General features: G+C 67.7%; 18 protein-coding genes. 7 read left to right on the top strand and 11 right to left on the bottom strand.

The features are described from left to right. Positions 1 to 5: 5 nt before the first annotated feature. From ASF63_RS02950 to nusA, 5 genes are all read right to left on the bottom strand, one after another. Positions 6 to 1,967 carry a helix-turn-helix transcriptional regulator gene (locus tag ASF63_RS02950; protein ID WP_056509340.1) on the bottom strand — a complete coding sequence of 654 codons (1,962 nt, stop codon included), beginning with the start codon at positions 1,965 to 1,967 and terminating at the stop codon, positions 6 to 8. A gap of 304 nt (positions 1,968 to 2,271) precedes the next feature. Then, complete coding sequence (rbfA, locus tag ASF63_RS02945) at positions 2,272 to 2,706, bottom strand: 30S ribosome-binding factor RbfA (RefSeq protein WP_056308204.1); 435 nt, start codon at positions 2,704 to 2,706, stop codon at positions 2,272 to 2,274. 75 nt (positions 2,707 to 2,781) lie between these two features. Next, complete coding sequence (infB, locus tag ASF63_RS02940) at positions 2,782 to 5,613, bottom strand: translation initiation factor IF-2 (protein ID WP_056509335.1); 2,832 nt, start codon at positions 5,611 to 5,613, stop codon at positions 2,782 to 2,784. Positions 5,614 to 5,708: 95 nt separating this feature from the next. Continuing rightward, entirely contained in the window at positions 5,709 to 5,948 is a 240-nt protein-coding gene (locus ASF63_RS18735; protein WP_235560694.1) for a YlxR family protein, read from the bottom strand. A 74-nt stretch (positions 5,949 to 6,022) separates the two neighbouring features. Beyond that, positions 6,023 to 7,006, bottom strand: coding sequence for a transcription termination factor NusA (nusA, locus tag ASF63_RS02935; protein ID WP_056509334.1), 984 nt, complete (start codon positions 7,004 to 7,006; stop codon positions 6,023 to 6,025). 131 nt (positions 7,007 to 7,137) lie between these two features. Here nusA and ASF63_RS02930 point away from each other — a divergent pair, with 131 nt between their 5' ends. Further along, complete coding sequence (locus ASF63_RS02930; RefSeq protein ID WP_082477792.1) at positions 7,138 to 8,493, top strand: flavin monoamine oxidase family protein; 1,356 nt, start codon at positions 7,138 to 7,140, stop codon at positions 8,491 to 8,493. Here the strand turns inward: ASF63_RS02930 and ASF63_RS02925 are convergent. Beyond that, the gene (locus tag ASF63_RS02925) at positions 8,462 to 9,502 is read right to left on the bottom strand and encodes a TIGR00730 family Rossman fold protein (RefSeq protein ID WP_056509332.1); all 1,041 of its coding nucleotides are present in this window, start codon (positions 9,500 to 9,502) and stop codon (positions 8,462 to 8,464) included. The genes ASF63_RS02930 and ASF63_RS02925 overlap by 32 nt on opposite strands. A 118-nt stretch (positions 9,503 to 9,620) precedes the next feature. Here ASF63_RS02925 and ASF63_RS02920 point away from each other — a divergent pair, with 118 nt between their 5' ends. Then, on the top strand, positions 9,621 to 10,124 hold the full coding sequence (locus ASF63_RS02920) for a pyridoxamine 5'-phosphate oxidase family protein (protein WP_056509328.1): 504 nt from the start codon (positions 9,621 to 9,623) through the stop codon (positions 10,122 to 10,124). A gap of 67 nt (positions 10,125 to 10,191) precedes the next feature. Here ASF63_RS02920 and ASF63_RS02915 read toward each other — a convergent pair whose 3' ends face one another. Both ASF63_RS02915 and ASF63_RS02910 read right to left on the bottom strand, forming a co-directional pair. Continuing rightward, positions 10,192 to 11,949 (bottom strand): proline--tRNA ligase, encoded by a 1,758-nt coding sequence (locus ASF63_RS02915; RefSeq protein WP_056509326.1) that lies wholly within the window; start codon positions 11,947 to 11,949, stop codon positions 10,192 to 10,194. A 43-nt stretch (positions 11,950 to 11,992) separates the two neighbouring features. Further along, positions 11,993 to 12,763 (bottom strand): isocitrate lyase/PEP mutase family protein, encoded by a 771-nt coding sequence (locus ASF63_RS02910; protein WP_056509323.1) that lies wholly within the window; start codon positions 12,761 to 12,763, stop codon positions 11,993 to 11,995. Positions 12,764 to 12,981: 218 nt separating this feature from the next. On the opposite strand from ASF63_RS02910, the gene ASF63_RS02905 reads away from it, so the two are divergent. From ASF63_RS02905 to ASF63_RS02885, 4 genes are all read left to right on the top strand, one after another. Continuing rightward, a complete protein-coding gene (locus ASF63_RS02905) occupies positions 12,982 to 14,289 on the top strand; it encodes an HNH endonuclease signature motif containing protein (RefSeq protein WP_056509321.1) in 1,308 nt (435 codons plus the stop codon). A 170-nt stretch (positions 14,290 to 14,459) separates the two neighbouring features. After that, on the top strand, positions 14,460 to 15,875 hold the full coding sequence (locus tag ASF63_RS02900; RefSeq protein WP_056509318.1) for an RNB domain-containing ribonuclease: 1,416 nt from the start codon (positions 14,460 to 14,462) through the stop codon (positions 15,873 to 15,875). 18 nt (positions 15,876 to 15,893) lie between these two features. Then, positions 15,894 to 16,802 (top strand): NUDIX domain-containing protein, encoded by a 909-nt coding sequence (locus tag ASF63_RS19275; protein ID WP_200933958.1) that lies wholly within the window; start codon positions 15,894 to 15,896, stop codon positions 16,800 to 16,802. A 49-nt stretch (positions 16,803 to 16,851) separates the two neighbouring features. Continuing rightward, entirely contained in the window at positions 16,852 to 17,544 is a 693-nt protein-coding gene (locus tag ASF63_RS02885) for a nucleotidyltransferase domain-containing protein (RefSeq protein WP_162238868.1), read from the top strand. Between the two features lie 23 nt (positions 17,545 to 17,567). Here ASF63_RS02885 and ASF63_RS02880 read toward each other — a convergent pair whose 3' ends face one another. From ASF63_RS02880 to ispG, 3 genes are read right to left on the bottom strand one after another with little or no spacing between them, the layout of a single operon-like run. Beyond that, the gene (locus tag ASF63_RS02880) at positions 17,568 to 18,434 is read right to left on the bottom strand and encodes a hypothetical protein (RefSeq protein WP_056509312.1); all 867 of its coding nucleotides are present in this window, start codon (positions 18,432 to 18,434) and stop codon (positions 17,568 to 17,570) included. Between the two features lie 60 nt (positions 18,435 to 18,494). Further along, complete coding sequence (locus ASF63_RS02875; RefSeq protein WP_056509309.1) at positions 18,495 to 18,833, bottom strand: nuclear transport factor 2 family protein; 339 nt, start codon at positions 18,831 to 18,833, stop codon at positions 18,495 to 18,497. Between the two features lie 17 nt (positions 18,834 to 18,850). Continuing rightward, on the bottom strand, positions 18,851 to 20,002 hold the full coding sequence (ispG, locus tag ASF63_RS02870) for a flavodoxin-dependent (E)-4-hydroxy-3-methylbut-2-enyl-diphosphate synthase (RefSeq protein WP_200933957.1): 1,152 nt from the start codon (positions 20,000 to 20,002) through the stop codon (positions 18,851 to 18,853). Between the two features lie 230 nt (positions 20,003 to 20,232). Between ispG and ASF63_RS02865 the strand changes: the two genes are divergently transcribed. Continuing rightward, positions 20,233 to 22,116, top strand: coding sequence for a chorismate-binding protein (locus ASF63_RS02865; protein WP_056509303.1), 1,884 nt, complete (start codon positions 20,233 to 20,235; stop codon positions 22,114 to 22,116). The last annotated feature ends 31 nt before the right edge of the window (positions 22,117 to 22,147 follow it).

Here is a 22,147-nt window from a genome sequence, read left to right as displayed (position 1 = left end):
CCCGCTCAGACGAACTGACCGATGCGGTGAGCCATCACCGTGAGCTCGACACGGGTGCGCACCGCGAGCTTGGCGAACACACGCCCGAGATGCACCTCCACCGTGCGCACCGAGACGTGCAGCGCCGCTGCGATGTCACGGTTCGACGAGCCTTCCACGACCAGCATGGCCACTTCCAGCTCGCGGACGGTGAGGAGCGGTTCCCACACTCGCCGGCAGGGCGCGAGCGGTTCTGCCGAGCGCACCGACAGGTGCTCTCCGGCATCCAGGCGGTCCAACCTGACGCTGACGGCGCGCGCCCACGCCGTCGCCCCCGACAGCTCCAGCAGACTCAGTGCGGTGGTGAGATGCTCGCGACCGATCTCCATGTCTCCCCGGATGAGCGACCGCGTGCCGATCATGGCCTCGACGCGTCCTCGTGAGAACGGCGATGCGAGAGCCTTCGTCTCCGCCGCCACCTGTGCTCTGTCCGTGCGCCAGTCCTCGTCAGAGCATTTCGTGATCCGCAGGCGGAGCTGCTGGGCGAGCGCGATCTCAGGCGGTTCGATCCGTCGCGGGTGGCGCGGGGCCGGCTCCGCGAGGACGATGGCCTCTTCCAGCCCGGGCACGGAGAGTGTCGACTGCGGCGCGCCTCGTTCGCGCCAGAGCCGCATGAAGGACACCGCTTCGTCCGTCGACCCGGCCAAGAACGCTTCGATGGCCCGGTCGACGAGCTGATCGAAGCGGGCGGGCGCGGGTAACGCCGCGGTGAGAGCACGGGAGAACGGCCCGAGCCGCCCGAGAACCGCCAGATCGAGACGACGGGCGATGACGACGCCGAGACCGGCGAAGGGCACCGCCACGGGGAGTTCGAGGGACGCCCGCAGCATTCGGTCTCGGGCCGCACCGATGTCGCCTCGCCACATCAGCAGCAGCACTTCGACGATCGCCCGATACGCGCTGACGAGAGGGCTGCGCTCGAAACCCGCGACGAACGGATCGACTTCTATGCCGATACCGGAGTCCGCGACGGCGAGCAGCCGCAGTCCACGGTCGACGTCGCCCTCCATGGCCGCGCGCAGAGCCTGGAGCATCCCTCCGGTGAGGGGCCCGGTTCCTCGCACATCCTCGAGGTCACGATCACCCAGAACGAGCCAGGCCAGTGCGACGACCGGGTCACGGAGATCATTCTCCGCGCTCACCCTCGCGCTCCCTTCCCGCAGGGCATCCAGCCACGATCGCATCCCCTGACGATCGCCGCGCTCCGCGCAGAGGACGGCAGCGAACGCTGACGCGCGCGCCCACGAATACCAATGCTCGGGATCGCCGCTCCGAGGCTTCAACACCTCCGCATCGACCTCGGGAACGGTGCCTCGCAGATGCGCCTGCGCGACGAACAGTCCACCGAGCCCCTGCAACCGGTACCGTTCGTCGCCCGTGGGGAACAGGCCGGAGAGCTGGTTGACAGCCTCCACGGCATAGCCCGCGGATATCGCCGCGACGCCCGCCACTACGGTGGCCTCGTCTTTGCGGACTCCGCTGGTGTGTGATGCGGCTTCTGCCGCGAGATGGAACGCGCGCTCGCTCAGACCGGACTCCGAGTGCTCTCTCGCGATGCGCGTCAACTCCCCGGCGGTGTCCGGGTCGCCGTAGAGAGATGCGCGTGCACGATGCCAATCCGCGTCGACCCACTCGCCCCGGCTCCGGAAGATGACGTGCAGGCGATCGTGCACGGCTGCCGCCGCCGATGATGACGTCGTCGCTCGAAGCCAGATGGCCAGGCGTGGGTCGGCGAGGCGCACCCGCCCCGCGTGGATGTCGAGCAACGGAGCGAGCGTGCCCACCGCGAGGTCGTCGGCTGAGCGCCCCACGAAGTCGAGAAGCGGTTCGAGCCTGTCGTCGAGGCGCAGAGAGACCGCGACGAGGATCTCACGATCGCGCGGATCGAGCACGAGGTGCGCGTACAGCGCTTCGATCGCTTCCACCATCGGCACCGGGGTCGGGAGGGGCCTTAACCCCTGCCGCTGCGCAGCATCCAATCGTGCGGCGACCGCTCTGACTATCGATCGATCCGCGGTGACTTCAGAGATGAGCCGCGCGACGACGTGTGGCGCGCAACTCAGATCGTTCTCGAGAAGATCGTCGAGAATCTCCTCGATCACCGCGGAGGCGACCGAAGCCGCCCCATGCGCACTCAAAACGTCGATGCCGAACCCCCCAGCCCGTACGAGCATCCACTCGCTCAGCCGAGGTTAGCAACGCAGGCACGCCCACAGAGGAGCGTGCCGATATTCAGGACTGCGTGTCGTCGTCGTCCTGGCGGATGTAGGGGTCTGCGTCGCCTGCGTGCGATGCCGAGGACGCGAGCTTCGCCACGTCGGCGTCCCGCTGCTGAGCCTCACGGAGGAGGGCCGAGATGTGGTCGGCGTTCTCCGGAAGCGCGTCGGGGATGAACTCGAGCGTCGGGACGAGCCGGGTGCTCAGCTGCTTGCCTACCTCGCTGCGCAGCATCCCGGTCGCCGACGTCAGAGCCGCCCCGCTGGAGAGACGCTCCTCTTCGGTGCCGAGCACCGTGTAGAACACCGATGCGTGCTGCAGGTCGCCGCTCACGCGGACGTCGGTGATCGTCACGAAGCCGAGGCGCGGGTCTCGCAGCCCCTTCTCGAGTCGCTCAGCGAGGATCACACGAATGCGATCGGCCAGACGTGCCTGTCGTTCACCAGCCATTGTTCTCTCCCTCTACGTACCCTTCGGGCGAGGATGCATGACGCATCCTCGCCCGAAGACATATATCTGACGTGATCAGCCGCGAGGCTTCTCGACCAGCTCAGTGGTCTCGATCTCGTCACCGATCTGGATGTCGTTGAACTTGCCGAGGCCGATACCGGCCTCGTAGTCCGTGCGCACCTCGGTGACGTCGTCCTTGAAGCGACGCAGCGACTCGATGGCGAGGCCATCGGCGATCACCACACCGTCGCGGATGACACGAGCCTTGGCGTTTCGCGTGATCGTTCCCGACCGCACGATGACACCGGCGATGTTGCCGAACTTCGAGGAGCGGAACACCTCGCGGATCTCGGCCACACCCGACTGGATCTCTTCGTACTCCGGCTTGAGCATGCCCTTGAGCGAGCTCTCGATCTCGTCGATCGCGTTGTAGATCACCGAGTAGAACCGGATGTCCACGCCTTCACGCTGAGCGCGCTCGCGCGCCTTCGTGTCGGGACGGACGTTGAAGCCCACGATGATCGCGTTGTCGATCGTCGCCAGGTTGACATCGGACTCCGTGATCGCACCGACACCGCGGTGGATGATGCGGAGCTGAACCGAGTCGTCGACCTCGATCTTGAGGAGCGACTCCTCGAGTGCCTCGACAGCACCGGAGACGTCACCCTTGATGATGAGGTTGAGCGACTCGACCTTGCCGTCTTCGAGAGCACGCGTGAAGTCCTCGAGCGAGATGCGCTTGCGGGCCTTGGCCAGCTGAGCGTTGCGCTCGACCGCTTCACGCTTCTCAGCGATCTGGCGAGCCATGCGGTCCTCTTCGGTGACGATGAAGACGTCGCCGGCGCGGGGCACGGAGTTGAGGCCCTGCACCTGCACGGGGCGCGACGGGTAGGCCTCGAGGACCTGCTCGCCGTTCTCATCCGCCATCGCACGCACGCGGCCATAGGCCGTACCTGCGACGATCGCGTCTCCGACGCGAAGCGTTCCGGACTGGATCAGCACCGTGGCGACCGAACCGCGACCCTTGTCGAGCTTCGCCTCGATCGCGACACCACGGGCGCCCTTGTTCGGGTTGGCCGTGAGGTCGAGACCGGCATCAGCCGTGAGCAGCACTGCATCCAGAAGCTCCTGGATGCCGGTGTTGGCACGAGCGGACACGTCGACGAACAGGACGTCTCCGCCGTACTCCTCGGCGACCAGACCGTATTCGGTGAGCTGCTGACGAACCTTGGCCGGGTTGGCGTCGGGCTTGTCGACCTTGTTCACCGCGACCACGATCGGCACGTTCGCCGCCTGGGCGTGGTTCAGCGCCTCGACCGTCTGCGGCATGATGCCGTCGTCGGCTGCGACCACGAGGATCGCGAGGTCGGTGACCTGCGCTCCACGTGCACGCATGGCCGTGAAGGCCTCGTGACCCGGGGTGTCGATGAAGGTGATGGCACGCTCGATGCCCTCGTGCTCCGTCCACACCTGGTACGCACCGATGTGCTGGGTGATGCCGCCTGCTTCGCCCTCGATGACATTGGTCTGTCGGATCGCGTCGAGAAGTCGCGTCTTACCGTGGTCGACGTGACCCATGACGGTGACCACCGGAGGACGGATCTCGAGGTCGTCCTCGCTCTCCTCCTCGAGCTCCTGCTCGAGGTTGAGACCGAAGCCCTCGAGGAGCTCCTTGTCCTCGTCCTCGGGCGAGACCATCTGGATCTTGTAGCCGAGCTCGGCACCCAGGACCTCGAACGTCGCCTCGTCCAGCGACTCGGTGGCCGTGGCCATCTCGCCGAGGTTGAAGAGGATCGTCACGAGGGTTCCGGGCTGGACCGTGTAACCGGTCAGCGTCTCGATCTTGTCGGCGAAGTCCGCGATGGACGCGCCACGACGCATGCGGATGGTCTCCCCGTTACCGCGGGTGACGTTGACGCCACCGACGACCGGGGCGCTCCGCATCTCGAATTCCTGCCGCTTCGCCCGCCGCGACTTGCGCTGCTTGCTCTTGCCGCCGCCCTTGCCGAAGGCACCTGCGGTACCTCCGCCGGGGCCACGACCGCGACCGCCACCGCCACCGGGACGGCCTGCGAAGCCACCACCGGGACGAGCACCGGGACCCGCACCGGGTCCACCGGCACCGCCGGGACGACCGGGTCCACCCGGACGCTGCTGGAACGGTGCACCACCGGGACGACCACCCTGACCACCGCGCGGAGCGCCGGGACGGGGCGAACCGGGACGCGGTGCACCCGGACGCGGTGCGCCGGGACGCGGAGCCTGCGGACGCGGGATGTTACCCGGCGTCGGGCGCTGGCCCATTCCCTGCGCCGAAGCGAAGGGGTTGTTCCCGGGACGCGGACCGGTGGGACGCTGTCCCATGCCCTGCGCGGAGGAGAACGGATTGTTGCCGGGACGAGGGGCGCCGGGCTTCGGAGCTCCGCCGTCGTTCGACTTCGGGGCCGCGGGGCCGGGGGTCGCCGCTGCCGGAGCAGCAGTCTCGGCCGGAGCTTCGGCTGCCGGAGCAGCAACGGGCGCTTCCGGCGCGGGGGCCGGCTTGGGCCCGGGCTTGGGACCGGGAGTCGGCGCACCGGAACCGGGCTTCGCAGCACCGGGCGTCGCAGCGTCGGGCGTTGCCTCTGCCGACTTCGCAGCGGACTTGGCAGCACCGGGCTTGGCGGCACCGGGCTTGGCAGCACCCGGCTTGGCAGCGGGCTTCGCTGCAGCAGCGGGTGCGGCGTCGCCGGACGACTTCAGGGAAGCGTCCGACTCGATGGCAGCGCGCAGCTTGCGCGCCACCGGAGGTTCGATGGTCGAAGAGGGGCTCTTGACGAACTCTCCGAGTTCCTTGAGCTTTGCAAGTGCGATCTTGCTGTCGACGCCGAGTTCGGCGGCGATCTCGTGTACGCGTGGTTTACCAGCCACAATTCTCCTGTCTGGGGTCGGTCCACCCAGACAGGGCAGACCACTAGTCGCGGACGGGTCTCATTTCGAGCCGTTCACTTTGTTTCCATAGCCGTTCAGCCTTTGTTTCTTGGTGGGTGCTGTTCGATGTTCCGCGTGTCCAGATCGCTGGAGACGCGCAGTGCTCTTCCGAAAGCCCGACGCCGCAGAGCGACATCGATGCATTCCGGTGTCGGATGAACCCACGCGCCTCGCCCCGGCAGGACAGCACGCTCATCGATGATGAGCGTCTCGTTCTGGGACACCACTCTGAGAAGAGCGGCGCGGGGAGCACGCGTGCGACAGCCGACGCACATTCGTACGGGTTCCATCTTACACCTGTGTTCCCGTCCGACTCACGCGAAAGGCGCGAGTCGGACGTGACGAGCGGTCAGTCCAGGACGCTGTCGGGCTGAATGTCGATCTTCGCGCCGGTGAGCTTGGCGGCGAGGCGGGCGTTCTGCCCCTCCTTGCCGATCGCGAGCGAGAGCTGGTAGTCGGGAACCAGGGCGCGCACCGCCTTGGTGTTCGCGTCCAGGATGAAGGCACTGGTCACCTTGGCCGGCGAGAGGGCGTTCGCGACGAAGGGCGCGAGTTCCGGATCGAAGTCGACGATGTCGATCTTCTCCCCCGCGAGCTCTTCGGTGACGGCACGCACGCGACGGCCCATCTCACCGATGCAGGCACCCTTGGCGTTGATGGCCGGGTCGTTCGCACGGACCGCGATCTTCGTGCGGTGGCCGGCCTCGCGGGCCAGTGAGACGATCTCGACGAGTCCGGCGGCGATCTCGGGGACCTCCAGTGCGAACAGCTTGCGCACGAGCCCGGGGTGCGTGCGCGAGACGGTGATCTGCGGCCCCTTGAGACCCTTCGCGACGCTGGTCACGTACACCCGGAGGCGCGACCCGTGGGTGTACTCCTCACCCGGCACCTGCTCCTCGGGAGGAAGGATCGCCTCGACGGCTCCGAGGTCGACGTGGATCATGCGGGGATTAGGCCCCTGCTGGATCACTCCGGCGACGATGTCGCCTTCCTTGTCCTTGAAGTCGCCGAGCACGACGTCGTCCGCGATGTCCCGCAGACGCTGGCTGATGACCTGCTTGGCGGCGAAGGCCGCGATGCGTCCGAAATCGTCGGGCGTGGCATCCTCTTCGCCGACGATCGCGCCCTCTTCGTCCTTGACGACCTGCAGCACGGCGACGTGCCCGGTCCGACGGTCGAGTTCGACGCGAACACCCTCGGGAGTGGCTCCGTCTGCGGAGACGTGCTTCGAGTACGCGGTCAGGATGGCCTGTTCGATGATCGAGACGAGTTCATCGAAGGGAATCGCCTTCTCCTTCTCGATCCCACGCAGCAGACTCAGTTCGATATCCATGACGACTCCCTATTCAGCTCTCGTCGCGCGGGTGTGCTCGCACGACATCCGTACCACGATACCCTGTGCCCACCGCCCCATGCCACGGCGGCCGCCGCAGCGCCGCGGCGCCAAGACCGCAGGAGGACCCAGTGACCACGTACGACACCATCGTCATCGGAGCCGGGATGTCGGGAGTGACGGCCGCACGCATGCTCGCCGATGCCGGCCAGCGGGTCCTGGTGCTCGAGGCTCGCGATCGCGTCGGCGGTCGGATGAACACCGACCGGACCGCCGGTTTCCCCGTCGATCTCGGAGCATCCTGGGTGCACGGCATCGAGGGGTCTCGTCTGTGGGACCTCGTCCAGGTCCTGGACATCCCCACCATCGAGTACACGGTCGGCAGCTTCCAGGCCGGTGGCCGTCCCATCGAGAACTTCGACGGGGACGGCACGCCGATGGATGCCGCGAGCACGGCACAGTGGATCGAAGACGTCGCGACGGCCGACCGTCTGCTGGTCGAGGAGATCGCCGCGTCCTCCCCCGGAGACACGTACCTCGACGTGACCGAGCGGGCGCTCGACCGCTGCGGGTTCGATCCGGAGCGCATCGACGAGATCCGCGAGTTCTTCCGACACCGTGTCGAGGAGCAGTGCGGAGCATGGATCGGCGACCTCGACGCGCACGGACTCGACGAGGACGCGATCGACGGCGACGAGGTGATCTTCCCGCGCGGTTACGACGAAATCCCCCGCCGCATCGCCGCCGGACTCGACATCCGGCTCGAGCACATCGTGACGCGGGTCGCTCGGACGCCCGACGGAGTGGTCGTCTCGACCGACGCCGGCGACTTCTCCGCCCGCAGCGGGCTGGTCACGGTGCCGCTCGGCGTGCTCAAGGGCGGTTCGATCGACTTCGCCCCTCCCCTGCCCGACGTCGTCGCGGGCCCCGTCGAGCGTCTGGGAATGGGGACCTTCAACAAGGTCTTCATCCAGTTCCCGGAACGCTTCTGGGACGAGAGCAGCTATGTCATTCGTGCGCTCGGCGAGGCCGGCGAGCACTGGCACTCCTGGTACGACGTGTCGGCGGTCAGCGGACTGCCGACCCTTCTGACCTTCGCCGCAGGCCCGTTCGGACGTCGGATGCAGGAACTCGCCGACGAGGAGATCGTCGCGGACGTGGTCGCCGCGCTGCACACGCTGTACGGCGACGCAGTCGGAGCGTCGACCGCGCACTGGATCACCCGATGGGGACACGATCCCTTCTCGAACGGGTCGTACTCGCACCTGGCTGTCGGGTCATCGCATCACGATCACGACGATGCGGCCGGCCCCGTCGACGGCGTGCTGCATTTCGCGGGTGAGGCCACCTGGGGCGATGAGCCCGCCACAGTGGGTGCCGCCTACTACTCAGGCCACCGAGCCGCCGAGCGCATCCTCGGGCACGAGGTCAACCTCGCCTCGTTCGCGGCAGGGATCAGAGCGCGGGAGCAGAATCCAGCGAGTTGATCGCACCGATCAGACGGAACAGGTTGCCGACCTGGCGCTGGTCGAGGTGAAGGGCTAGCCGCGGCAGGTGCAGCACGTCGTCGTCCGCGACCTCGGGTGACCGCGGCGCAGATCGCTCGATACGGCCGCTCACCAGCATCCCCGCGAACTGCTCGTTGAGCCGTTCGAGCTCGGCATCCGTCGGTTCGGCGCGGAGGCGGAGCACGAGGGTGTCCCCCACCCAGCGCAGTGAATCGTAGTTGCGCCAGAATCCGGCGATCACCGCGGCCGCCGACTCGACCGAGTCCGTGATGACGACGCGGTCGAAGTCACCTTCGGAGATCACACCCGTCGGCGCGAGATCCTCATCGATGAAACGCTTGAGCCCGTTCCAGAACGTGCCGCCTGGTTCGTCGAGCAGCACGATGGGAGTCGGTTCGGCCTTGCCCGTCTGCTGCAGGGTCAGGAGCTCGAACATCTCGTCCAGAGTGCCGAATCCGCCAGGAAGGCAGATGAAGCCGATGGACTCCTTGATGAGCATGAGCTTGCGGGTGAAGAAGTACTTCATCGCGACCACGTGGTCGCTTCCCGCGACGAGGCTGTTCGCCTTCTCCTCGAACGGCAGGCGGATCGACACGCCCAGCGAGAGCGCGGGACCCGCCCCTTCGGCAGCCGCCTGCATGATCCCGGGCCCGGCGCCCGTCACGACCATCCAACCGTCCGCGGCCAGGGCCTCGGCGATGGCTCGCGCCTGGACGTAGAGCGGGTCATCCTGCCGTGTGCGAGCAGACCCGAAGACGGTGACCTTGGGCACTCCCTCGAAGGGCGCGAAGAGTCGGAAGGCGTCGCGCATCTCGGCCAGAGCCGCGGATGCGATCTTCAGGTCGAGCCGGTTGGTGCCGTCCTCACCGAGCAGGATCGCGGTGCGCATCATGCGCATCACCAGACGCCGACCGGTCTTGACCCCGGCTTCGTCCAGCACGGCGTTGATCTCGGAGCTGAGCGATTCCGGCAGCGGTTCCTCGGTCATGTCTCCAGACTGTCATGCGCGATCGGCCCCGTGTGCGGCGCAACGCCGCCCGCGATCATGTGGTGGTCTTCCTGTCAATCCCCGTGCCTCCCCGTCGCACCCGTACGAAGCTGTCGACATGACAGAGATCACCGGACCTGAAGCCCTGGCACGTGTCGCCGAGCTCGTGGAGGACATCGACTTCACGATGCTGACGACGACCGACGATGACGGCAACCTCGTGAGCAGACCCATGTCGACGCGGCAGATGGACGACGCCGGCGACATCTGGTTCTTCACCGCGGAAGACACCGAGAAGGTCGACGAAGCGCGCAAGCACCACGACGTCGGGCTGTCGTACTGCGACGCCAAGGGAATGCGCTACGTCTCGGTCGCCGGCAAGGCGACGCTCGTGCACGACCGCGCCAAGATGGAGGAGCTCTACTCCCCCTCTCTGGAGATCTGGTTCGCCGACGGCCTCGACACCCCCGGCATCGCCCTTCTTAGGGTGACGCCCACCGTGACCGAGTTCTGGGAGCCCGCGAAGGGGAAGATCGCCATGGCAGCGGGGGCGCTGAAGTCGCTGGTCACCCGCGACACACCGGATGACGACATCATGAACCACGGTCGCATCGTCCGCTGAGCTCGACCCACGAAGGAGAATGCCGCGCACCCCTGGATGGGGATGCGCGGCATTCTCATGAGCACGGTCAGCGGTTGCTGAGCCTTTCGATCGCCTCGGCCACCGAGACAGCGTCGCGCTCACCCGTGCCGCGATCCCACAGCTCGACCTGGCCTTCGGCGGCGCCGCGGCCCACGATGACGATCTTCGGGACACCCACGAGTTCAGCGTCGCCGAACTTGACTCCCGGCGAGACCTTGGGGCGGTCGTCGTAGAGCACGTCGAGTCCGGCCGACTCGAGCTGTGCCGACAGGTCGGCGGCCACATCGAACGCGACCTGATCGCGACCCGCGGCGACGACCTGCACGTCGAACGGCGCGACGGACGCGGGCCAGATGAGGCCCTTCTCGTCGTTGTTCAGTTCGGCGATGATCGCGAGGATGCGGGTCACGCCGATGCCGTACGACCCCATCGTGACCGTGACGAGCTTGCCGTTCTCGTTCAGAACCTTGAGCCCGAGGGCCTCGGCGTACTTGCGTCCGAGCTGGAACACGTGGCCGATCTCCATGCCGCGTGCGAGCTCGACCGGACCGGAGCCGTCAGGAGCCGGATCGCCCGCACGGACGTTCGCGATCTCGACGATGCCGTCCGCGAAGAAGTCGCGACCGGCGACGACCGAGTGCGCGTGCTTCTCGTCGAGGTTCGCACCGGTGATCCAGCTCGTGCCCTCGCTGACGCGGGGATCGACCAGATACCGGATGCCGGTCGCCGATTCCTCACCGAGAACAGCACCCGTGGGCGACCAGGGGCCGATGTAGCCCTTGACGAGCAGCGGGTTCTTCTCGAAGTCGTCTGCCGTGGCCGTCTCGACCTCTGCGGGTGCGAACGCCACCTCGGCGCGCTTCTCGTCGACCTCGCGGTCGCCCGGGATGCCGACGACGACGAGCTCACGGGTGCCGTCGAGGTGCGTGAGCGCGAGCACGACGTTCTTCAGCGTGTCCGCAGCGGTGTAGTCGCCATCCAGATGCGCGTTCGAGTGAGCGACGAGCGTCTCGATCGTGGGGGTGTTCGGGGAGTCGAAGACCACCGGTGCCGCATCCGCGTCGAACGCGATCGCGTCGGGGACCGCCGTCGTGAAAGCCTCCACGTTGGCGGCGTAGCCCCCGGCGCTGCGGACGAACGTGTCTTCGCCGACGGGAGTCGGGTGCAGGAATTCCTCGCTCCGCGAGCCGCCCATCGCTCCGGCATCCGCCTGGACGATGACGTACTCGAGCCCCAGGCGCTGGAAGATGCGCTCGTAGGCATCGCGCTGAGCCTGGTAGCTCACGTCGAGGCCCTCGTCCGACGAGTCGAACGAGTAGGCGTCCTTCATCGTGAACTCGCGCCCACGGAGCAGTCCGGCACGGGGACGCGCCTCGTCGCGGTACTTGTCCTGGATCTGATAGATCGTGAGGGGAAGATCCTTGTACGACGAGTACAGGTCCTTCACGAGCAATGTGAAGGCCTCCTCGTGCGTCGGGGCGAGCAGGTAGTCGCCGCCCTTGCGGTCCTGGAGACGGAACAGCAGGTCACCGTACTCGTCCCAGCGGCCGGTCGCCTCATACGACTCGCGGGGCATCAGGGCCGGGAAGTGCACCTCCTGGGCGCCCGCGGCGGCCATCTCCTCGCGGACGACGGTCTCGATCTTGGCCTTCACGCGGAGTCCGAGCGGGAGCCACGCGAAGATGCCGGCAGCCTGCGGTCGGATGTACCCGGCGCGGATCAGCAGCTTGTGGCTCGCGACCTCTGCGCCTGCAGGGTCTTCACGGAGCGTGCGGAGGAAGAAGTTCGAAAGACGAGTGACCACGGGCCAAGTCTACTGACCGGTGGTCACTCGTTTTCGCGATGCGTCAGTTGAGAGCGGGGAGTCCGTTCGGGATCACGCCGCCGGCGTAGAGGCTCGCCGCGAGCTCCTGGACGGCGGTGAGCGCCACTCGCTGCGGGAGGGGGCCGTAGGAGATGCGGGCGACGCCGAGCTTCTCGTACTCCGACGCCGCGAGGGTGCCGGGCAGGCCGATCACGCTGAGCTTGCCCTCTCCGAGACCCTCGACGAGCTGACGCGTGATGTTGGCGTCGAGCATGCCGGGGACGAAGACAGCAGTAGCTCCGGCGTCGAGGAACGCACGGCCGCGCTGGATCGCGTCGGCGACGCTCTCGGCCACCGGTCGGTGACCTGCGCGCACGAATGCGTCGGTGCGGGCGTTGAGAGCGAACGGAACGCCCTCCGCCTCGGCCGCCTTGACGATGGCCTCCACCACGGCAACGGACTCGTCGAAGGGCTTGAGGCGGTCCTCGACGTTGGCGCCGACGACACCCGCGCCGATCGCGAGACGTGTGGTTTCTCCTGCGTCTCCGTAGCCGTCATCGAGGTCGGCGGTCACCGGGACGGAGACGGATGCCGCGATGCGTCCGACCATGTCGATCATGATGTCGCGGGTGATGGTGCCGTCCTCGAATCCGAACGACGCGGCGATGCCGTGTCCGGCGGTGGCGATCGCCTTGGTCTCCGGGAGCTTCGCGACAGCTCGGGCGGATACGACGTCCCACACATTGACGACGCGGAGGATCTCCGGGGCTTCGTAGAGTCCGATCAGGGTCTGGGCTTTCGCAGCAGTGGTCATGCCCCCACGCTAACGCCCAGTATTCCGGTCGGGGCCGGACGGACACGCGAATCACAGGTTACTGATGGTGCGTTGATGCTCCTCCACCCGGCGCCTGCGGTGTTTCTCCTGCTGCGAACCGTTGTCGTGTTCCGGCATGTCGATGTTCTCGATCTGGCGGCGATTTTTCTTCCGTGATCGGGGCCGGGAATGTCGGTGGTCGGTGATGTGATGCAGGCATGACGGCACTGATGGACGCGACGGTGGAGCAGCTGGGTGCGCTCGGCGCTGTCACCGAGATGCTCGTCGAGGTCGATCGCACGATCGGGTCGTTGCTGGCCGCACGTGACGGACTCCTCGCTCTCGGGTCGCGGATCGCCGTCGAGGCGGCCGGGCAGGTCGAGGAGGCGACGGCAGACGGAGTCGATCTGGCTGCGCGGGCGGTCGCGGCGGAATTCGGCGCCGCTCTGCGGGTCAGCGATCGCACTGTTCAACGACGCATGCTCGATGCCGAGGTCATGGTGTCGCGGTTCCCGCGGGTGTGGCGGGCGCAGGGTGCAGGTCTCATCAGCGCCGCATATGCGCGGGTCATCGTCGATGCGGGCCAGCACCTTGACGATCCTGCCGCGCGCGATGCGTATGCCGCGCAGCTGGTCGCGTTCGCACAGACCGAATCCCCGAACCGGGTGGGTCGGATGGCGAGGCGGGTCGCGGACCGGTTGCAGCCGCGCAGCTTCGACGCCCGTCACGCCGATGCCCGTAAGGAGCGTCGCGTGTGGATGAAGAACCGTGCCGATGGGATGGCGGAGCTGAGCGTCTTCGGCCCGGCCGCGCTCGTGCGCGGCGCGTTCGAGCGGGTCACTGCGATGGCGAAAGCGGCCCTGGCTGATTCGTCGAGCGGATCCAGTTCTCGTTCATCCCGCGACGCGTCATCCCGCGACGAGCGCACTCTCGGACAGGCCCGCTGTGACGTCGCCCTCGACCTCCTGCTCACCGGCGCACCGGCCGGACACGACACAGCCGAGGGTGCTCTCGGAGCCATCCGAGCGACCGTGTCGATCACCGTCCCCGTGATGTCGCTGATCGGGGTGAGCACTGTCCCGGCCGAACTCGACGGGTGCGTCCCCATCGACATTCGCACCGCGCGGCTACTCGCCGGCACCGCGGTGGGGTGGGATCGGGTCCTGACCCATCCGATCACCGGGGCCCTGCTCGCGGTCGACCGTTACCGGCCCTCCGTCGCTGTGAGACGACACCTCACCGCGCGAGACCAGCGATGCAGGTTTCCGACCTGCGGGTACTCCGCCCGAGACTGCGACATCGACCACACGCGAGACCACGCCGCAGGCGGAGCCACCGACACCGACAACCTCGGCGAGCTGTGCCGACGCCACCACTCCCTCAAACACCGCACGCCCTGGCATGTCGAACACCTCGGTGACGGTGTCTTCGCCTGGACCAGCCCGACCGGGCAGACGTATGTCGACAAACCCCCGGTGCAGAACAGCACCACGGTCACGGAAGACGACACACCACCACCCTTCTGAGAGTTTCGGTCCGACACCACAGGCTCTGGGAGGTGCTCGTCGGCGCGCCGGCGGCCCTGCGAGGTCACGTCGCGACGTCCGCGCTGCGCTGCGCTGCGCTGGCAGCATCTCCCGTAGACACCCACCCGCCCGCGACACGTCCCTCGTAGCGGGCGACATAGTGTGGGGTCATGCCTCAGCGCCGATCCCACGTTGCTCCGTCCGCCGCGCAGACGGAACTCTCCGCGGCTCTCGCCGCTCTCCAGGAGTCTCTGGAGGCCCCCGCAGATTTCCCCGCCGCGGTACTTGCCGAGGCGGCGGCTTCGGATGCTGCGACTCCGGAACTCGACCTGCGGGACATCCCGTTCGCGACGCTCGATCCACTCGGGTCTCGCGATCTCGACCAGGCCTTCCACCTCGAGCGGCGGGACTCCGGATACACCGTTCGCTATGCGATCGCCGATGTGCCCGGATTCGTGACTCCCGGCGGTGCGGTGGACGAGGAGGCCCGCCGTCGAGGACAGACCCTGTACGCGGCGGAGGGAACTGTCCCCCTGCATCCGAAGGTGCTGAGCGAGGATCGCGCATCGCTACTGGCGGATGTGGATCGCCCCGCGCTGGTCTGGACTTTCGCCCTCGATTCTGCGGGAGTGGTCGAGGACTTCCGGCTAGAGCGGGCCCTGATCCGCTCGCGCGCGCAGCTCGACTACGTCAGCACCCAGGCGGCGCTCGACCGGGGCGAGGAAGGCCCCGCCACGCTGCTCCCGGAGATCGGTGCTCTGCGGATCGCGCAGGAGAAGCTCCGCGGCGGCGCAAGCCTGAACCTCCCGGACGAAGAGGTCGTGCGAGGACTCGACGGAACCTATTCGATCGAACGTCGGCACCCGCTTCCCGTCGAGGAATGGAACGCTCAGCTGTCCCTCCTGACGGGTATGGCGGCAGCTTCCCTGATGATCGAGGCCGGCATCGGCATCCTGCGCACGATGCCCCAGCCCGACGAGAAGTCCTTCGATGCGTTCCGTCATCAGACCGAGGCGCTCGGTCGCCCCTGGACGACGGGCCGGTACGGCGACTACCTGCGCGAGCTGGATCGCGCAGACCCCATGACCCTCCCGATCCTCGAGGCGGCAGCGTCGCTCTTCCGCGGAGCGGGCTACGTGACCTTCGACGGCTCGGTGCCGTCCGACACCGAGCAGGCGGCGATCGCCGCACCGTACGCGCACGCCACCGCGCCTCTGCGTCGTCTCGTCGATCGCTGGTCGCTCGCGATCTGCCTCGCCGTGTCCGAGGGGCGCGAGGTGCCGGTCTGGGTCCGCGAGTCCCTCGCTGATCTCCCGGCACTGATGCAGGAGTCCGGTCAGCGCGCGTCCAAGCTCGATTCCGCAACGATCAACTGCGTCGAGGCTGCGCTGATGACTCCCCTGGTCGGCTCGACGATCGATGCGACCGTGATCGAGATCCGCGGCGAGCGGGCGACGGTCCAGATCGCCGATCCTGCCGTCACCGCCTCAGCCCCGGTTCCGGACGGTGCGACCCCCGGAGCCGTCGTGCAGCTCCACGTCGTGCGCGCGGACATCACCCGCGGCGAGATCGAGTTCACGGTCTGACCGCCTAGGCTCTGGGCCATGCCGATATCGCCGTACCTGAGCGACCTGCGCAAGATCGTGGGGCATGATCTCCTTCTGCTCCCCGCCGTCACTGCGGTGATCCGGCGGAACGATCGATTTCTGCTGTGCCGGCAACCGCACTCGGGCGAGTGGGGACTTCTCGGCGGCGGAATCGAGCCGCTCGAGAAGCCGGAGGATGCACTGCTCCGGGAGGTGCACGAGGAGATCGGAGTCGCCGCCACCGTCCACGGGATCGTGGGGGCGTACGGAGGTGAGGATCTGCTCGTGGACTACCCGAACGGCGATCGTGTCGGATACACGACGATCGCCTACTCGTGTTCGATTCCGGTCGACGCCGAGTTTCTGTTCACAGACGGTGAGCTCATCGAGACGGGGTGGTTCACGACGACGGAGATCGCCCGACTTCCGCGCGATCGATGGGTGGACAGGATCATCGGCGATGCCGGCCGTCTGGGCGAGACAGCCGTTGCGCATCGGATCAACGTTGTCGAGAAAGCCGTGTGCTACGTCATCGCGGAGGATCGCCTGCTCGTCTTCACGCACGACGACACCGACATACTCGCCACCGGTGTTCAGGTTCCCGCGGGCACCGTGCGCGACGACGAGAGTGCTGCTCGGGCCGCTGAGAGAGAGCTGTTCGAGGAGACCGGGCTCCGCGGCACGGTGACGCGCAGCCTCGGCGCCGAGTTCTACGACCTCGCCCCGTTGCGCGATGAAGTGGCGCTCCGACACTTCTTCCGGTTGGAGGTCGTCGATCCCGAGGTCTCCGCGGTCTGGCAGGCCGGCGAAGCCGATCCGGCGACCGGCGACTCGCCCGTCTCGTGGACATGCCGGTGGATTCCGCTCGCTCAGGCACATGTGCTCGCCGGTGGCCTCGGCACTCGACTCGGTGCAGCGCTTCGCTGAGCGCTCCACTGACGCCGGAACGCGCACGGACGGACGTTACGCTTGCGGCGTGTACCACCTCGCTGCCGCTGAACGATTCGTCGCCGCCCGCTACCCCGGTGCAGACGTCGCCATCGTGGCTGGCAGCACCGCACGCAGCGAGCGCACCCCGACGAGCGACATCGACCTGCTGCTCATCGGAGACGGGCTCTTCGACGCCGAAGACCAGACGAGCGAGGCCTCGACTCACGAGTTCGAGGGCGAGATCTTCGAGGTGTTCGCGTACACGCCGGCAGGTTTCGACGAGTGGGCCGACCGAGGCGTCGCACAGCACCGCCCGGTGACCGTGCACATGCTCGTCGAAGGCACAGCGATCCGAGACGACGGCCGCCTCGCCGCTCTCCGCCGTCGATGGCAGACGGTCCTCGAGACGGGCCCCGCACTCAGCGCGCAGGAGTCCGCGTTTCGCCGCTACGTCATCACCGACGTGCTCGACGACCTCCGAGATGCCGCAGACCCCCTCGAGCAACAGGTCGAGGCCGCCATCCTTTTCGAGAGGATCGCAGAGCTCATGCTTCTCAGGGAGGGACGCTGGATCGCGACGGGCAAATGGCTTCCGAGGCGGCTCCGGAACCTCAGCAATGAGCGCACCGAGCTGCTGAGCACCCCACTGCTCGACCGCGACTACGCGACGTTCGCCGCCTGTGTCGAAGACGAGCTCGACCGTGCAGGCGGCCGGGTGCAGAGCGGCTTCGTGCGCTGAACGACCGCGTGCGCTGACCTGCGTCAGGAAGCGGGCACAGCCCGCGTCGTCATGACCAGCAGCTGCGGATCCGTCAGGTCGAGCGTCACCGAGATCGAGACGAACTCGGCGAGGGATGCCACGTGCGTGCCGCCGCAGAGGATCTCCGCCGCACCGTCGGGAAGCTCGCAGTGCCAGCTTCGACGGTCCACGATCGTCGGGCCTTCCGTCACCACTCGGCTCGACGCACCCGACGCGACCCAGTCGGCCAGCCGTGCGTTGATCGACGCCTCACGATCCGCGATTGTCGCCGCGAAGGTCTCGGTGTCGAATCCGGCCCTGCGCAGGCTCTTGCCCAGGCGGTACTCGTCGACCGCGCCGTCCGCATGGATGCGGCTCGACTGATTGGCCTTGCCCTCGAAGTTCGGGGTGCCCAGAGCATCCTCGCCCGGATCCTTGCGCCACAGATCCGCAAGAGCGAGATCGAGCGCCAGAGACGCCAGGTGGCAGGCGGTGTGTCCTCGGCTGAGACCGGCCCGCCGAGACGAATCGACCGACAGCTCCACGCGTGCGCCCTCCACCAGCCAGGACGGGGTCTCGCCATCGAGCGGATGCCCGACGAGCCAGGTCCACCCCTCAGCACCGCGCTTCACGGGGATCTCCGAGCCCACCGCGAACTCGCCCTCGTCGGACACCGCGGCCATCAGTGCCTCGGTGATGCGGACGGCGGACCCCTCGAAAGCGATCTCGCCGCTGTCGCCCGGCTGATCCGGCCAGGTGTGATCGACCGGGTGGAACGGCGTCGCGTCCACGACGACGACCGCGCCCGCGGACGTCGATTCGACCCGGGCGACAGTGCTCGATCCCGAGACATCGCCGCCGGCGAAGGACACGACGGTTGACGAGGACATGGGGCTCCTTGAGAGGTTCATGACGAGCGCCGCCCCCGCAGGAGGGGTCGTGCGATCGAATCAGTGGGACGGCGGGATGGTGAAGCTCGCGAGCCTGTCCCCGTCGACGACGAGGATCCCATCGGATTCTCCGGTGAAGACTCTGCTGGTCCACTCGAATCGGATGCGGGTGGTGTCGCCCTCCGTCGTCGCGGACAGGACCTTCATCCGGGCTCCGGCGCCGATCGCGTCGGTGTCGGCCCAGCTGCGCACGCCGTCGCGCCCCGCTTTGACGGTGCCCCAGTCGCTCACGAAGCCCTCTTCAGTGAAGGCACCGACGAAGGCATCGGTGTCGGCTGCGTTGATCGCATCGACAAGCGCCTGGACGGGGGCTGGTACGGCCGGCTTCGGCGACGTCATCTCACGCGTCCCGACACTCAGACCGTGATGACCTGCGCGGTGCCGAGCGGCGCCTCCGGTCCCATGTCCGCGGCGATCCGGTTGGCCTCTTCGATCAGTGTCGCGACGATGTCGGCCTCAGGCACGGTCTTGATGACCTCGCCCTTGACGAAGATCTGGCCCTTGCCGTTGCCGGAAGCGACCCCGAGGTCTGCCTCGCGAGCCTCGCCAGGTCCGTTCACGACGCAGCCCATGACCGCGACGCGCAGCGGCACCGTCATGTCCTTGAGGCCCTCGGTCACGTTCTCGGCGAGCGTGTACACGTCGACCTGCGCGCGTCCGCACGACGGGCACGAGACGATCTCGAGCTTGCGCTCGCGGAGGTTCAGCGACTGCAGGATCTGGTGCCCGACCTTGACCTCTTCGGCGGGCGGCGCCGAGAGGGACACGCGGATCGTGTCGCCGATGCCCTCGCCGAGAAGAATGCCGAACGCCGTGGCGCTCTTGATCGTGCCCTGGAACGCCGGTCCTGCCTCGGTCACACCGAGGTGCAGCGGCCAGTCGCCCCGCTCGGCGAGAAGGCGGTAGGCCTTCACCATGACGATCGGGTCATTGTGCTTGACCGAGATCTTGAAGTCGTGGAAGTCGTGCTCCTCGAACAGCGAGGCCTCCCAGACGGCGCTCTCGACGAGGGCCTCGGCCGTCGCCTTGCCGTACTTGGTGAGGATCCGGCGGTCGAGCGATCCGGCGTTCACGCCGATGCGCAGCGATACGCCGGCGGCCTTGGCGGCCTCGGCGATCTTGCCGACGTTGCCGTCGAACTCGCGGATGTTGCCCGGGTTCACGCGCACGGCACCGCATCCGGCGTCGATCGCGGTGTAGATGTAGCGCGGCTGGAAGTGGATGTCAGCGATCACCGGGATCTGACTCTTCATCGCGATGATCTTCAGCGCGTCGGCGTCATCCTGATGGGGGACGGCGACACGGACGATCTCGCATCCGGATGCGGTCAGCTCGGCGATCTGCTGGAGAGTCGCGTTGATGTCCGTCGTCTTCGTGGTCGTCATGGACTGCACGGTGACGGGGGCGTCACCGCCCACGAGCACCTTGCCCACCTTGATCTGGCGAGACTTGCGGCGAGGGGCGAGGACTTCGGGGATCTTCGGCATCCCAAGATTCACGGCTGGCACAAACCCCAGCCTACGCCGCCTGGATGCACGCAGGCTGGATGTCGCGCGGCTCGGACGCGCGTCATCCGGCCGGGGCGACAGTGCGCGGTGTGATAGTTTTCAGCCCATGCTCGCGAACTTCACCTGGTGGCCCGCCTCTTAGGCGGTGTGTTCGCGTTCCCACGAATCCAGACCGCCTCCGGGGCGGTCTTTTCGTTGAGCCGAGCCGGAGCCACGCACAGGAGACACCGATGACCCTCTCACGTCTTGCCGAGCTCACCGCAGATCCCACTGCGTCGTTCGTGCTGATCGCGCGCGACGGCGCCGACACCGTCGAGCTGCTCACGGGTGAGGTCGTCGACGTCGATCTGCTCGCCGACATCCCGCTCACGATCGACGGGACTCCGCGCGAGATCTTCGCCATGGTGCCCTACCGTCAGGTGCGCGAGCGAGGATTCGTCGCCCAGGATGACGGGGCGCCGCTGCGCTGCATCGTGGTCGACGAGCACCTGCACCTGCCTGCTCCTGAACTGGTCGCCGAGCTGCCGTCGTCCGCCGTCCCCCTCCGCGCCGGCGGATTCGACATCGCCGATGAGGAGTACGCCGCGATCGTCGAGACCGTGATCGCCGAAGAGATCGGTCGGGGCGAAGGCGCCAACTTCGTCATCCGCCGCGACTTCACCGCAGAGATCGACGTCGACGACCGCACGGCCGCCCTGACGTGGTTCCGCGCGCTGCTCACGCACGAGCGCGGCGCCTACTGGACATTCGCAGTCGTCACCCCCGGGCACATCGCCGTCGGCGCGAGCCCCGAGGCGCACGTCGTCGCCCGCGGCGGCGTCGTCACGATGAACCCGATCTCGGGCACCTTCCGGCACCCCGCCGGCGGTGCCACGAAGGAGACGCTGGTCGACTTCCTCTCCTCCACGAAGGAGACCGAGGAGCTGTTCATGGTCGTCGACGAGGAGCTCAAGATGATGAGCGCCGTCTGCTCCGACGGCGGTCGCATCACCGGGCCGCACCTCAAGGAGATGTCGCGCCTCACGCACACCGAGTACATGCTCCGCGGGCGCAGCGCGCTCGACCCCCGCGACATCCTCCGCGAGACCATGTTCGCGCCCACCGTCACCGGCTCGCCGATGCAGAACGCGTGCGCGGTCATCCGCCGCCACGAGAAGAAGCCGCGCGGGTACTACTCCGGCGTCGCAGCGCTGTTCACTCCGAACGCCGAAGGCGGGCACGATCTCGACGCCCCGATCCTCATCCGCACGGTCTATCTGAAAGACGGCTCGCTCAGCGTGCCCGTCGGAGCGACGCTCGTGCGGCACTCCGATCCCCACGGCGAGGTGTCGGAGACCCACGGCAAGGCGGCCGGAGTGCTCGGTGCGATCGGCGCGATCGACCGAGACAGCGCCGCTGAGGCCCGCGAGGACGCGGATGCGCCGGGCGCCCCGCAGTCCCTCGCCGCTGACCCCACGGTCGCGGCACTGCTCTCTTCGCGCAATGCGCGACTCGCGGACTTCTGGCTGAACCCCCAGGGCGACGACCTCACCGGCCCGTTCGCGGGGAAGACGTCGATCGTGGTCGACGCCGAGGACCGCTTCACGACGATGCTCGCCCACCAGCTCCGTCACCTGGGGCTGGACGTCACCATCCGGGCATGGGGCGAGGTGACTGACGCGGAGCTCGACTCCGCAGACCTCGTCGTCGCGGGCCCCGGCCCCGGTGACCCTCGCGACACCGACAGCGATCGCATCGCCCGGATGCGACAGGTCGTCTCGCACCGCGTCGATGAAGGCGCGCCGCTGCTCGCGGTCTGCCTGAGCCATCAGATCCTCAGCGACAGCCTCGGCATCGGCCTCGCCCCGCTCAGTGCGCCGCACCAGGGGTTGCAGAAGGCTGTGCCCGTGTTCGGCGAGGATGCGTCGATCGGCTTCTACAACACGTTCACCGCCAGGGTCGCACCGGGTACCACATCCGCGGGCGCCGCCGAGGTGTCCGCAGACCCGGTGTCAGGAGACGTCTACGCACTCCGTGGCGAGCACTTCGCATCGGTGCAGGGCCACCTCGAGTCGATCCTCTCGCGGGACGGCATCCGCACTCTGGAGCGTCTGGTTTCGCACGCGCTCGCCTGAGCGGCGCTGCGGCTGGTCCGCTCAGTCCCCG

It is taken from the genome of Microbacterium sp. Leaf320, assembly GCF_001423485.1.
GTDB lineage: Bacteria > Actinomycetota > Actinomycetes > Actinomycetales > Microbacteriaceae > Microbacterium.
The sequence above is the reverse complement of the archived record's forward strand: the minus strand, read 5'-3'. Positions and strand labels throughout refer to the sequence as shown.